Origin of the sequence: Photorhabdus sp. RM323S (genome assembly GCF_042879375.1) — a bacterium.
Lineage (GTDB): Bacteria > Pseudomonadota > Gammaproteobacteria > Enterobacterales > Enterobacteriaceae > Photorhabdus > Photorhabdus tasmaniensis.
On sequence record NZ_JBHFKZ010000035.1, the window covers coordinates 19,265 to 33,607 of the forward strand.

Genomic DNA, 14,343 nt, shown 5'->3' on the forward strand with positions numbered 1-14,343 from the left:
AATAAGATAAAAACGCATTATCACCAGGTTTTGCCAATATTAAATTGGAATTGTTCTGATCTATCACCTTCGTAGTCTTTGATCGGTTTAGCATAAGAGAATACCAGCGGCCCCAAAGGCGATATCCATTGCAATGCAATACCCGCCGAAACGCGGATATTACCCGGTTTACTGTAATCAGGTATACCTTTGTCTTTCATTACAACAGAATTATTCCAGTCAGTATCCCAAACCGTGCCTGAATCAATAAAGAATGAAGTTCGGACAGAATTCGAGTATTTACCATCAAGGAATGGCGTTGGTGTGATCAACTCAAGGCTGGCAACTGCCATTGCGTTCCCCCCCACAGCATCACGGGATGGGCTATTTTCCTTAGGACTCCCGTCCTTATTTAGGTAAATAGCCTTAGGACCGATATTGTTGGAACGGAAACCACGAACGGTACTGGCACCACCTGCATAGAAGTTCTCATAGAATGGTAACTCTTTACCACCTATCCCATCACCATAGCCTAAACGACCGCGCCCCAAAATCACCCAAGTACGCGCATCATTAATTGGATAGTACGCAGACGTATCAAAAGTCACTTTATAGAATTCGTTATCCGAACCAGGGATGGTCACTTTACCATTCAGAGTCGATTTCACACCCGATGTTGGGAAGAAACCACGGTCAAGATTATTGTATGTCCAGCCCGCAGTCAGAGAAAAGTCATCTGCTTTGAAATCAGCTTTACTTTCAAGACTTGGATTCTCACCCATAGACCTCAGATAGCGCCACATTGCTGCCTGGGGGAGCATCTCGGACAGAGAGTTATGAATATAACCCAACCCAAAACGCAAGGAGTTATTTTCATTAATCGGGAAACCAAGGAAACCCTCTGTACCATAGCTTTGGTTGGTATAACCGGACAAATCAGCATCATCAGCTCTGAAATCGTTGTAGAATACCCGACCACCAAGACTCACCCCATTAACCGTAAAATAAGGATCAGTGAAAGAGACTTCTGCATAGGTTGAGTAATCATTCTTACTGGCATTAACCCCAACAGAGTTACCTGTTCCCAACCAGTTATCCTGTTGAGCACCAATCTGGAAACTAACGCCACTTTCAGTACCGAAACCAACCCCAAAGTTAAGAGAACCGGTATTACGTTCTTTAACTCTATAAACAATATCTACCTGATCAGAGCTGCCGGGTATACGCTGAGTTTCAACATCGACAGTTTCGAAATAACCCAAGCGGTTAAGGCGTTCTTTACCCAATTCAACCAGATCACTCCCCAGCCATGCGCCTTCCATCTGGCGCATTTCACGACGCAAAACGGAGTCTTTACTGGTGTCATTACCAGAGAAACGGATTTTACGAACATAGAAACGGTTACCTGCATCAATGTTGACATGCAGTTTTACTGTTTTGTCTTGATCATTGATTTCAGGTTGAGTCATCACCCGTGGGTAAGCATAACCATAACGGCCAAGCAAATTTTTGATTTCACTTTCCATTTTAGTCACCTGAGTTCCGTTATACAGGGAACCAGGCTCAATGGTAGCCAGTTTAGTGATTTCTGACTGATAACCCACCATATTACCGTTCAGATCAATACCAGATATTTTATATTGATCCCCCTCAGTAATATTCAACGTGACATAAATAGCTTTTTTATCCGGCGTCAAACTGACCTGAGTCGAATCAATATTAAAACGGGCATAACCACGATCAAGATAAAAACTGCGCAACACTTCAAGGTCACCCGCCAGTTTTTGTTTCTGATATTTCTGATCAGCAGTCAGATTCCACCACGGCACATCATCTCTGAGTTGGAAACGATTCAATAACTCATCAGAAGAAAATGATTTGTTACCTACGATGTTAATCTGCTGAATTTTTGCCGAAACACCTTCAGCGAAAACCAGTTTTAAATCGACACGATTGCGTGGAAGTGGCGTAACAACCGCTTTTACGCTGGCGTTGTATTTACCCACACTGTAGTAGAAATCCTCCAGCCCTTTTTCAGTATTAGACAGCGTAGTGCGGTCAAGAGCTTCACCGACCCGAACACGAGATGCCTCAAGGTTCTGTTTCAGCATGTCATCTTTCACCGATTTATTTCCAGAGAAAGTAATGCTGGCAATAGTCGGCCGTTCTTTTACCTGAACAATAAGTGTATTGCCATCACGCAGGACACGAACGTCTTCAAAGTTACCAGTAGCAAATAGTGCATGAATGGTACGACCGATATCTTCATCGCTGACCGTATCACCTACGCGAACTGGCATGTTCAGTAATGCTGCACCTACGGCAACGCGTTGAAGACCTTCAAAGTGAATATCCCGAACTACGAACCCGTCTGCACCGTACGCAGTGGCGCTGCCAAACAGCAGCGACGCTATGAGTAACTTTTTCATCGCCATCGTTGTAATGCGTCTTCCTAACCAGTCTTCCGCTTTAGAAACGGGAGAAATCATTGAAAAGTGCAAGCCCCATTAATAACACCAGTACCATAGCACCGATGCGATAGCTGAAGTCTTGTACACGCTCGGAAACTGGCCCACCTTTTATCTTTTCGATAATCAGGAAGAGCAAGTGTCCACCATCTAACACAGGTAATGGAACCAGGTTAATGATCCCAAGATTGACACTTATTAGCGCCAAAAACATCAAATAATACACCAAGCCTGAATCAGCCGACACCCCTGCCCCTTTGGCAATAGAGATAGGCCCACTCAAGTTGTTAACTTTCACATCACCAACGATTAGCTTACCCATCATATTGACAGTTAGCCGCATCAGCTGCCAGGTCTTGTCTCCTGCCTGATAAATGGCAGAGAAAGGCCCGTATTGTTGAACCATTTTATATTCGTCTGCTAATGGAATAACCCTCAGTTCCACACCGGCAAAGCCAACTTCCTTACCCCTGGCTTGCTGTTTTACTTCCGGTGTCATAGAAAGAGAAATAATATGACCAGCCCTATCCACTGAAAGTTCCAACGGGACATTCGGATTATTACTGACAAAGGATGTAAAAGTATGCCAGGCGTCTATTTCCTGACCATCGACTTTAACTATCCTATCCCCCTTTTGTAAACCGGCCTTTTCCGCTGCGGTACCAGGAGTCACATTCTCCAGCAGAGAATCCAAACGAGGGCTGACAGGCATAATCCCTAATGACAACACGGGATCCTGTTTATCGGGATTAAAGCGCCATTGCCGCAAATCCAGAATTTTCTCTACCGGATGCGATGAACCTGGAGGTATGACCTGAACAGTCATGTTCTCATCACCTATCTTACCTATCAGAGCAAAACGAACTGAATTCCAGTCAGGCGTTTCGATACCATCTACAGATTTTAGTTCCATTCCTGATGAAATATTTGCTTGTGCCGCAATAGAATCTGGTTTGATATCTGCAACGACAGGGCGTATTGCTGGCACACCAATAATAAACACCAACCAATAAACCACAACCGCCAGTAAAAAGTTAGCAATTGGCCCCGCACTGACAACCGCAGCACGCTGACCAATCGTTTTATTATTGAATGCCATATGGCGGTGTTCAGGAGCAACAGGTGAAACACGCTCATCAAGCATTTTCACATAGCCCCCTAATGGAATAAGGGCTATGACATATTCAGTTCCCTGACGATCCGTACGCCGCCATAGCGCTTTACCAAAACCAATGGAGAAACGTTCAACATGAATACCACACTTTCTGGCCACCCAAAAATGACCGAACTCATGCACAGTGATCAATATACCCAGCGCAATAATAAAAGCCGCCAGATTCCAGAGAATTCCCATCATATTCCTTTAAACACCGTCAAACACAGAAATCAAAATACCAGCAATATCAGGCCGGCAAAGACAGGGATCGCCGCAGTCAGGCTATCGATACGATCCATCACACCGCCATGCCCCGGAATTAGCTGACTACTGTCTTTAATACCAGATTCACGTTTGAACATACTCTCAGTCAAATCACCAAATACAGAAGCGATAACAACAATGGCAGAACACAACATGAGTTTTTCAGGCATTACAGGTACTGGAGCATATTGACCAAATAACCATGAAATAATAGCCGCAGTCATTAAACCGCCAATTAATCCTTCCAGCGTTTTTCCTGGAGAAACTTTTGGCGCCATTTTGTGTTTACCTAAAGTACGTCCGAATAGATAAGCACCTGAGTCAGCGCCCCATACCAGTAACATGACATACAGCAACCACCATGCCCCGTGATATGAATTATCACCATATCCCTGAGTCCGTAAAACCATCATTCCACAGTAAAACGGCACTAATGTCAGGGCACCAAACAAGAGGCGCAATAGTATGGATTTTTTCCAGATTAAAGCGGAAGAAGGATAGGTAATCACCAGAAGAGTCGCAATGATCCACCAAATCATCCCCATCCATAGGATAAAAGTGATTTGCTGTTGTTCAATCAAATCAGTGAAATCTGGCAGGGTATATTGTAAAGCCAATAAACCGATAGCAAATAAAACAGCCAGAATAACCCGTTTCTTTTGGCTAAATAAGCTGGCGAATTGCCCCCATTCCCATGCAGCAAGGACTGAGACAGCGATAATAACCAGCCCAAAAGCGGCTGGTGGCAGCAAAAACAGAGCGGCAATCACAAGAGGGATTAATATCACAGCCGTTATAAGGCGGTACTTCAGCAAGAGTTCCTCCTATGATCCCACATCGGCATCGTCTGGTATTGTTCCGCCAAACCGGCGTTCTCTTTTGGCAAAGGCATTAATTGCACCTTCAAAAACGGTTTCATTAAAATCAGGCCAGAGTATATCGGTAAAATAGAATTCTGCATAAGCTATCTGCCATAACAGAAAATTACTAATACGATGTTCACCGCCGGTTCTGATGACCAAATCAACCTGAGGCTGCTGGCTCAGATTAATGTAATTATCGACTAATTCCTCAGTAATATCCTGTGGTTCAAGGGAATTATCCTTAATCTGTTGAGCAATTTTCTGAACACTTTGAACGATATCCCAACGACCACCATAATTTGCAGCAATATTAAGTTGCAGGCCAATATTATTAGCAGTCAACTTAACCGAACGACGGATACGCTCTTGTAAACGCTCACTGAACCGGCTGATATCACCAATAACAGATAATCTAATATTATGTTTATGTAAGCTTTTGATTTCGCTATCTAGTGCAAAAATAAACAACTCCATTAAAGAGCTGACTTCCTGCTCCGGCCGGTTCCAGTTTTCACTACTAAAAGCGTACAAAGTCAACGACTCAATTTTGTGTTTAGCCGAGAAACTCACCGCACTCCGTACCGCCTTAATACCCGCACGATGACCAAAGACTCTTAATTTTCCACGTTTCTTTGCCCAACGACCGTTACCATCCATAATAATGGCAACGTGTTTAGGTAATAATGACGATAAATCGTTCTGATGATGATCGCTGGATAATATCACTCAATTAATCCTTTACTGGTCGGAGTAATTCTCTTACAAACTCAGGCATCCAAACAGAAAAAAGCCGTGTCTTGTATCACGACTTGGGTAGGGGCCTAATTATCTGAGAGAAAACCCTCCAAAATCTAAACTGTTAATTATACCAACCTACAGTTATACGAAAACTATACCATCAGGTAAAAATGCGAACAAATACCCGTTTGCCAATCAGCAATACTATCTGATAAATGAACTGATAGTCTTTATCGCTAAATCTCTTGCGAGCTTATCAAGCTGTAAGACTTCTTCAATGCTCTGAGGTTCCGGTAAATTTAATTTTTCTACAACCTGCCGGTTTATAATAGCAATATCTGTGAAAGAGATTCCATTTTGTAAAAAAACTTTAACGATTTCTTCATTCGCTGCATTTAGCGCTGTAGTTGCAGCCTGTCCTTCGTGACAAGCTTCAATAGCCAGCTTCAAACAGGGATACCGTTCATAATCTGGCTTCGAAAAAGTCAGTGTGCCTAAAGAACAAAAATCAAGGGGTTCAACACCGGAAGCAATACGATTTGGGTAGGCCATTGCATAGGCAATCGGCGTACACATGTCCGGTGTTCCTAGTTGAGCAATAACACTACCATCCTGATAACGGACCATCGAGTGAACAACCGATTGAGGATGGATCACCACTTCCATTTCCGCAGCAGACGCATTGAACAAACAACATGCCTCAATATATTCCAGACCTTTATTCATCATTGTCGCAGAATCTACAGAAATCTTGCGCCCCATCGACCAATTCGGGTGAGCGCAAGCCTGGTCCGGTGTCACAAAAGCCAACTGTTCCAAAGGAGTATGGCGAAAAGGCCCACCTGATCCTGTCAGAATGATATTAGCAACCCCGTGTTGCTTTAGATCCCCGCCCCCAAGATTTTGTTGTATTACCTCGGGTAAACTCTGAAAAATCGCGTTATGCTCACTGTCAATGGGTAACAATTGAGCATTATGCTTCACTACAGCATCCATAAAAAACCGACCGCTAGTGATCAGGGATTCTTTATTCGCAAGTAAAATCTGTTTACCCGCTCGGATAGCGGCCAGTGTTGGCAGTAAACCCGCAACACCGACAATCGCAGACATTACCTGATCAACATCATTCAAAGCAGCCAGATCACACGCAGCCTGTTCGCCGAAAAGTACTTCGGTCTGACAACCTTGTTCAATAAGCAACGGTTTAAGCTCTTTTGCGGAAACTTCATCCGCCATCGCAGCATATTGAGGCTGAAATTCCAGACATTGCTCAACCATAACCTGAACATTCTTCCCGGCGGTAAGTGCCGTTACTTCAAATTTATCAGGATGATTGCGAACTACAGTAAGTGTACTTTTGCCTATGGAACCTGTGGAACCAAGGATGGTCAACCTTTTCATACTGATGCTCTGAATTGCTCTGTTTGATGTGTATTGATACTTGTCTGATTTGCCTGGCGATGAATGCCCATGACCTCAGAGAAATGCCGGATAAAAAATAGCGCCGCACGATAGCGGCGCTTGATATATTTCACGAAAGAGATTAGAACTCCATCAGTTCTTCTTCTTTCTTAGCTAAAGCTTCATCAACTTTTTTGATGAAATTATCAGTCAATTTCTGAATATCATCCTGTGCACGACGCTCATCATCTTCACTGATCTCTTTATCTTTCAGTAAGGCTTTGATTTTATCGTTAGCATCACGACGAATATTACGCACAGAAACACGCCCTTGTTCAGCTTCGCTACGCACCACTTTAATCAGATCTTTACGGCGTTCTTCTGTCAATGGGGGCAAAGGAACACGGATTGTTGTACCCGCAGAAGAGGGGTTCAGACCTAAATCAGAAGCCATGATTGCCTTTTCAATCGCCGGAGTCATAGTACGATCAAATACCGTGATAGCCAGCGTACGTGCATCCTCAGCGATGACGTTAGCAATCTGACGCAGAGGTGTAGGCGCACCATAATACTCAACAGTGATACCGTCCAACAGACTTGGTGAAGCACGGCCAGTGCGAACCTTACTGATTTGGTTTTTAAGTGCTTCGACGCTTTTTTCCATACGGTCTTGTGCGTCTTTTTTGATTTCATTAATCACGTTACAAACCCTTGGGAACTGGTTGTTTTTCAAGCCATAAGTCATTATGACCATGTTTATTAAATTTGGCGTATCAGGCGGTTAATCATACCGCCAAACATCTCTGGTGTCTCTGAACATTATTCGTGGGAAATCAAAGTACCTTCATTTTCACCCATTACCACACGACGCAACGCACCCGGTTTATTCATATTAAATACACGAATTGGTAAGCTATGATCACGAGCCAGAGTAAATGCCGCCAAATCCATGACTTTTAATTCACGTTCTAATACCTGCTGATAAGACAGCTTATCAAACAATACCGCTTCCGCATCTTTAGCCGGATCAGCAGAGTAAACACCATCTACTTTTGTTGCTTTTAGCACAACATCTGCTTCAATCTCAATACCACGCAAACATGCCGCCGAATCTGTAGTAAAGAACGGATTACCAGTACCCGCAGAGAAAATAACAACCCGACCATGACGTAACAAACTAATCGCTTCTGCCCAACTATAGTTATCGCAAACGCCATTTAAAGGAATGGCAGACATTAGACGGGCGTTCACATAGGCGCGGTGTAATGCATCTCGCATTGCCAGACCATTCATCACTGTTGCCAACATGCCCATGTGATCGCCTACTACACGGTTCATTCCTGCTTCGGCCAAACCAGCGCCACGAAACAAGTTGCCTCCGCCAATGACGACACCAACCTGTACGCCTAACTCAACCAGTTCTTTGACCTCTTGAGCCATGCGGTCTAAGACGCTGGCATCGATACCAAAACCTTCTGCACCTTGCAGGGCTTCGCCGCTGAGTTTAAGCAGGATACGCTGATATACGGGTTTTGCATTAGTTGCCATGATGTTCTGTCCTAAAGCAGAAAAGTATATTGGGGATTTACATACATCTGGGCCACTCTGACCAGATGCCAAAACTCAACGCCTACTGGAATAGACGGTTTAGATTAGATAAAACAGAACCGCCATTTGGCGGCTCTGTTTATAGAAATTAAGACTGTTTACTCATTGCAGCAACTTCTGCTGCGAAGTCAGCCTCAACTTTCTCAATACCTTCACCAACTTCATAGCGGATGAAGTTAATCACTTTAGCACTGTTCTCTTTCAGCAGATCGCCAACTGTTTTGCTTGGGTCCATCACGAAATGCTGACCAGTCAGAGAGATCTCGCCGGTGAATTTGTTCATACGGCCAGAAACCATTTTCTCTGCGATTTCGCGTGGTTTACCAGACTGCATTGCGATATCCAGCTGGATTTGGTGCTCACGCTCAACAACCTCAGCAGGAACATCACTTGGGTTAACATATTCTGGCTTGCTTGCAGCAATGTGCATAGCAACATGCTTAATCAGCTCTTCACTAGCGCCTTCAGCCGCAACCAGAACGCCGATACGCGCGCCATGCAGGTAAGTACCCAGTTGTTCACTTTCTAATACAGAAACGCGACGAATGTTGATGTTTTCACCGATTTTAGCAACCAGTGTCGTACGCTGTTCTTCGAACTTAGCTTTCAGAGTTTCAATGTCAGAGACTTTATCAGCCAATACAGCGGCCATAACTTCTTTACCGAAAGCGATGAAACCTGCATCTTTAGCAACAAAGTCAGTTTCACAGTTCAACTCAACCAAAGCACCGAATTTGCCATCAGCAGCCACTTCCGCCAGGATGATACCTTCAGCTGCAACACGGCCAGCTTTCTTAGCCGCTTTCGCCTGACCTGATTTACGCATGTTATCAATGGCTAACTCAATGTCACCATTAGCTTCAACCAGCGCTTTTTTACATTCCATCATACCTGCGCCAGTACGCTCACGCAGTTCTTTTACCAAAGCAGCGGTAATTCCAGACATTTGTTTTATTCCTCGATGTATCCCGCAGGAAGACAATATTCCGCATGGATAGTTCTTATATCAGATACGTAAAAGGGGGCCATAACAGGCCCCCTAACCAATATATTTCAATACCTGGTTAATAAGGGCTCAACCAATGAGCTTGCCTTATTATTCAGCTTCTACAAAGCTTTCTTCTGCCTGAACAGCCAGATCTTGAGAACGACCTTCACGAACAGCGGTAGCAACAGCACCCAAATACAGTTTTACTGCACGGATTGCGTCATCGTTACCAGGGATGATGAAATCAACACCATCTGGATCAGAGTTAGTATCAACAACAGCGAATACTGGGATACCCAGATTGTTCGCTTCTTTGATAGCAATGTGTTCATGTTCAGCATCGATAACAAACAGAGCGTCAGGTAAGCCGCCCATATCTTTGATACCGCCCAGGCTGTTTTCTAACTTACCAAGTTCACGAGAACGAATTAACGCTTCTTTCTTGGTCAGTTTGTCAAAAGTACCGTCCTGAGACTGTGCCTCTAAATCTTTCAAACGCTTGATGGACTGGCGAACAGTTTTCCAGTTTGTCAGCATACCGCCTAACCAACGGTGATTAACGAAGAATTGATCACAGCTCAGAGCTGATTCTTTAATCGCTTCGCTTGCAGCACGCTTAGTACCAACAAACAGGATTTTGCCTTTGCGTGAAGCAATTTTGTTCAGTTCAGCTAACGCATCGTTGAACATTGGAACGGTTTTTTCCAGGTTGATGATATGCACTTTGTTACGAGCGCCAAAGATGAAGGGTTTCATTTTTGGGTTCCAGTAACGAGTCTGGTGACCGAAGTGAACGCCCGCTTGCAGCATATCGCGCATGGAAACAGTTGCCATTGTAAACCTCTGTAAAATATTAAGTTGGGGTTATGCCTCCACGAGCCCCATAACACCGACTCTTTAGCTGCATGTTCTGCATGAGAGCACCCCGGTGTATGTGCCGACCCGTGTGTGTTATTTACACAGTGAGTATATTTAACGCCTCTGGTGTTTTGCCTTAGAAACAAACACACAGAACGCCGGCGCGCTTTATACCATAAACCAGCTTAAGACACCAACTTTAGTTGTCATTTTCTGACAGCACAATATGGAAAGAAAAACACAGTTGTAATGGATATTCCTAATAAATACAAATAACGGGGGAAATATGGCTACCAACGGTTATTGGCAGATATTCTGTAGGCTGATACCATTGGTTCAATAATTTTTTCCCTATTGATAATCATACAACCAGCAGATTTGCTGGCTTTGAATGGACAAGTTTCATGGCAATCTCAATTAAAACCTCTGAAGATATTGAAAAAATGCGCGTCGCTGGCCGCCTGGCGGCGGAAGTACTGGAAATGATTGAACCTTACGTCAAACCGGGTGTAACAACAGGTGAATTGGACCGTATCTGTCACGATCACATCACCAATAAACAACAGGCTGTTTCAGCTTGTCTTGGTTATCACGGTTTCCCAAAATCTGTCTGTATTTCTGTTAATGAAGTCGTTTGTCACGGCATCCCAAACGATGATAAGGCACTGAAAAATGGCGATATCGTTAATATTGATGTGACTGTCATAAAAGAGGGCTTTCACGGCGATACTTCCAAAATGTTTATTGTCGGCAAGCCAACTATTCAGAGTGAACGTCTGTGCCGTATCACCCAAGAAAGCCTCTATCTGGCATTGAAAATGGTAAAACCAGGTATTCGCCTACGCACTCTTGGTAAAGCCATTCAACAGTTTGTTGAAGCCAACGATTTTTCTGTGGTCCGTGAATATTGTGGTCACGGCATCGGCGCAGTTTTCCACGAGGAACCTCAAGTATTGCACTATGATGCAGATGATGGCGGTGTTGTACTGCAAAAAGGAATGGCTTTCACGATTGAACCTATGGTTAACATTGGCGATTACCGCATCCGTACCATGAAAGATGGCTGGACAGTCAAAACCAAAGACCGCAGTTTGTCTGCTCAGTATGAACACACGATTGTTGTCACTGATAACGGCTGTGAAATCATGACGTTGCGTAAAGAAGAGGAACCCGTACTTTCCGCCGTCCTGGTTAATGAATAAGTTAGACGCTAAATTGTGAAGCCTTACTGAAACCCTACAGGGCTTCCAATCTCTTTCTCCGGCAATATCTCCTGTTCAACACGATATTTTCTCAGTAATCTGGCCATTATGATTCGCCTTTCTCATGGGTTCATACTTATGCCAGCAGATATCGCCACCATTCAGGCACCTGTCCCACCACTTTCTCCAGCGGATTTTTCCTGTGATGATCTTCACTACCCGATGCTGAAAAGACACCTCGAAGAATTTCAACTTTGGCTAGAACATGCATTTAAAGCAGGAATTTCCGCAGAAGCCTTGATTTCTGCCCGCAGCGATTACATAGATCAGTTACTGAAACAGTTATGGAATGTTTATGGGTTTGATAAAATTTCATCACTTTCATTGATTGCAGTCGGCGGATATGGCAGACGGGAACTGCACCCGCTCTCTGATATTGACGTATTGATACTCAGTGAGCAACCTCTCACACAACATCAAGCTCAGAATATTGGACGATTTATCACCCTGCTGTGGGATATCCGGCTGGAAGTAGGCCATAGTGTTCGTACATTCGAAGAATGTTTGTTGGAAGGGCTGTCAGACCTGACTATTGCGACAAATTTAATCGAATCACGGTTAATCTGCGGCGATCTATCACTTTTTCTTCGATTACAGCGACATACCTTCAGTGATGGTTTCTGGCCTTCCACTGAATTCTTTAATGCCAAAATTGTCGAACAGCATGAACGCCACCAGCGCTATCACAGCACCAGTTACAATCTGGAACCTGATATCAAAAGCAGTCCCGGAGGGTTACGGGATATCCATACCTTGCTGTGGGTTGCCCGCCGCCATTTTGGAGCAACCTCAATAGATGAAATGGTCGATTTTGGCTTCCTGACAGCGGAAGAACGTAATGAATTGAATGAGTGCCAAAGCTTCCTCTGGCGTATCCGCTTTGCCCTTCATCTGGTCGTTAATCGTTATGATAATCGCCTATTGTTTGATCGCCAATTCAGCATTGCTCAGTTACTGGGCTATCAAGGAGAACGTAATCAGCCGATAGAGCGGATGATGAAAGATTTCTACCGGATGACACGCCGCGTCAGCGAACTCAACAATATGCTGCTGCAACTGTTTGATGAAGCTATTCTGGCGCTGGAAACCAGTGAAAAATCCCGCCCACTGGATAGTGAATTCCAGCTACGTGGACAATTAATTGATCTGGTCGATGAGACGCTGTTTATCAAAGATCCTACAGCGATTATGCGGATGTTTTATCGCCTGGCTGAACATGCCGAAGTTCAGGGCATCTATTCTACTACGTTACGCCAGCTCCGTTATGCCCGCCGCAATTTAAATCAGCCATTGTGTGAATTACCCGAAGCCCGCCAAATCTTTATGGATATCCTGCGTCACCCAAGGGCAATTGAAAGCGCATTTGTCCCCATGCACCGTCACAGTGTTCTTGGCGCTTATACACCACTTTGGGGCAATATTGTCGGCCAGATGCAATTTGATCTGTTTCACGCCTACACCGTTGATGAACATACAATCCGTGTACTGAGAAAACTGGAAAGTTTTGCTGATGAGAACAACCGGGCAGCCCACCCACTCTGCGTTGAACTATACCCACGTTTACCTCAGCTTGAGATCCTGCGCCTTGCTGCGCTGTTTCACGATATCGCCAAAGGGCGTAATGGTGATCATTCTGAACTTGGCGCTGAAGATGCGCTGGCATTTTCACTGCAACATGGGCTTAACTCACGAGAAGCTGACTTGGTGACTTGGCTGGTTCGTTATCATCTCTTAATGTCAGTCACGGCTCAACGACGAGATATCCAGGATCCGGAAGTCATTAAACAATTTGCCCATGAAATACTCAATGAAACCCGGTTACATTATCTCATCTGCCTGACAGTCGCGGATATCTGCGCAACCAATGCCAACCTGTGGAATAGTTGGAAACAGAGCTTATTACGGGAACTCTATTTTTCTACAGAGAGCCAATTACGTCAGGGAAATACACCGGATTTGCGGGAGCGCATCCGTCATAACCGCTTTCAGGCTCTTGCACTTCTGCGCCAGGACAATATTAACGAGCAGAGACTGCATCAGCTTTGGAGCCGTTGTCATGCCGATTATTTCCTTCGCCATACATCAAGGCAACTGGCATGGCACGCTCGTCATCTGGTGGCTCATGATTCTCAAGAGCCGCTGATACTGATCAGTACCAAGCCAACTCGTGGCGGTACCGAGATTTTTATCTGGAGCCCGGACCGCCCTTCCCTCTTTGCAGCAGTAGTCGGCGAACTGGACAGACGCAATCTGAGCGTTCATAACGCTCAGATATTTACCAATCGTGATGATATGACGATGGACACTTTTGTGGTACTGGAACCCAATGGTCATGCTTTAGCGCCGGATCGTCACGAAATAATACATAACGCACTTTTGCGAGTCGTTCTGGATCCTTATACCAAAACCCCCAAAGCAAGAAGATTGCCAACCAAACTGCGTCATTTCAATGTACCAACAAAAGTGATCTTCCTGCCTACCCACAATGAACGGCGAACCTATATGGAGCTATTCGCGCTGGATCAACCAGGATTACTGGCCAGAGTCGGCAATATTTTTACCGAAATGGGGGTTTCACTGCATGGTGCGCACATCACTACGATCGGCGAACGTGTCGAAGATTTTTTTGTGCTGGCGGATAAGGACCATAAAGCATTAGATAAAAAAGTCAGAGAAGAATTGTCAGAAAGGTTGACAGAAACCCTAAATCCAAAGGATAAAATGTAACTGAATACAAGCCCCCATGATCCGGCTAATA

The 14,343-nt window shown here is 44.5% G+C and carries 12 protein-coding genes; 2 read left to right on the top strand and 10 right to left on the bottom strand.

Annotated elements, in window-relative coordinates:
- Window positions 1–20: 20 nt before the first annotated feature.
- The 10 genes from bamA to rpsB form a co-directional block, all read right to left on the bottom strand.
- Complete coding sequence (gene bamA, locus ACGF7G_RS14640) at window positions 21–2,414, bottom strand: outer membrane protein assembly factor BamA (protein ID WP_387466424.1); 2,394 nt, start codon at window positions 2,412–2,414, stop codon at window positions 21–23.
- A 34-nt stretch (window positions 2,415–2,448) separates the two neighbouring features.
- Entirely contained in the window at window positions 2,449–3,804 is a 1,356-nt protein-coding gene (gene rseP / locus ACGF7G_RS14645; protein WP_387466404.1) for a sigma E protease regulator RseP, read from the bottom strand.
- Window positions 3,805–3,833: 29 nt separating this feature from the next.
- Window positions 3,834–4,682, bottom strand: coding sequence for a phosphatidate cytidylyltransferase (gene cdsA / locus ACGF7G_RS14650; RefSeq protein ID WP_387466406.1), 849 nt, complete (start codon window positions 4,680–4,682; stop codon window positions 3,834–3,836).
- Between the two features lie 9 nt (window positions 4,683–4,691).
- On the bottom strand, window positions 4,692–5,387 hold the full coding sequence (gene ispU, locus ACGF7G_RS14655; protein WP_387466425.1) for a (2E,6E)-farnesyl-diphosphate-specific ditrans,polycis-undecaprenyl-diphosphate synthase: 696 nt from the start codon (window positions 5,385–5,387) through the stop codon (window positions 4,692–4,694).
- Between the two features lie 285 nt (window positions 5,388–5,672).
- Window positions 5,673–6,869, bottom strand: coding sequence for a 1-deoxy-D-xylulose-5-phosphate reductoisomerase (gene ispC / locus ACGF7G_RS14660; RefSeq protein WP_387466408.1), 1,197 nt, complete (start codon window positions 6,867–6,869; stop codon window positions 5,673–5,675).
- Window positions 6,866–7,003 (bottom strand): hypothetical protein, encoded by a 138-nt coding sequence (locus ACGF7G_RS14665; RefSeq protein ID WP_166296158.1) that lies wholly within the window; start codon window positions 7,001–7,003, stop codon window positions 6,866–6,868. The genes ispC and ACGF7G_RS14665 overlap by 4 nt, the downstream gene beginning before the upstream one ends.
- Before the next feature lie 8 nt (window positions 7,004–7,011).
- On the bottom strand, window positions 7,012–7,569 hold the full coding sequence (frr, locus tag ACGF7G_RS14670; RefSeq protein ID WP_036843730.1) for a ribosome recycling factor: 558 nt from the start codon (window positions 7,567–7,569) through the stop codon (window positions 7,012–7,014).
- A gap of 119 nt (window positions 7,570–7,688) precedes the next feature.
- Window positions 7,689–8,417: a UMP kinase gene (gene pyrH, locus ACGF7G_RS14675; protein ID WP_133813348.1), complete on the bottom strand. Its 729-nt coding sequence runs from the start codon at window positions 8,415–8,417 to the stop codon at window positions 7,689–7,691.
- A 148-nt stretch (window positions 8,418–8,565) separates the two neighbouring features.
- Window positions 8,566–9,423, bottom strand: a complete 858-nt coding sequence (gene tsf / locus ACGF7G_RS14680; protein WP_387466411.1) for a translation elongation factor Ts — start codon at window positions 9,421–9,423, stop codon at window positions 8,566–8,568.
- Window positions 9,424–9,573: 150 nt separating this feature from the next.
- Window positions 9,574–10,299 carry a 30S ribosomal protein S2 gene (rpsB, locus tag ACGF7G_RS14685; RefSeq protein ID WP_046974080.1) on the bottom strand — a complete coding sequence of 242 codons (726 nt, stop codon included), beginning with the start codon at window positions 10,297–10,299 and terminating at the stop codon, window positions 9,574–9,576.
- Between the two features lie 428 nt (window positions 10,300–10,727).
- On the opposite strand from rpsB, the gene map reads away from it, so the two are divergent.
- Together map and glnD are read left to right on the top strand one after the other, a co-directional pair.
- Window positions 10,728–11,525, top strand: a complete 798-nt coding sequence (map, locus tag ACGF7G_RS14690; RefSeq protein ID WP_133813346.1) for a type I methionyl aminopeptidase — start codon at window positions 10,728–10,730, stop codon at window positions 11,523–11,525.
- A gap of 138 nt (window positions 11,526–11,663) precedes the next feature.
- Window positions 11,664–14,312: a bifunctional uridylyltransferase/uridylyl-removing protein GlnD gene (gene glnD, locus ACGF7G_RS14695; RefSeq protein WP_387466414.1), complete on the top strand. Its 2,649-nt coding sequence runs from the start codon at window positions 11,664–11,666 to the stop codon at window positions 14,310–14,312.
- Window positions 14,313–14,343 lie beyond the last annotated feature (31 nt).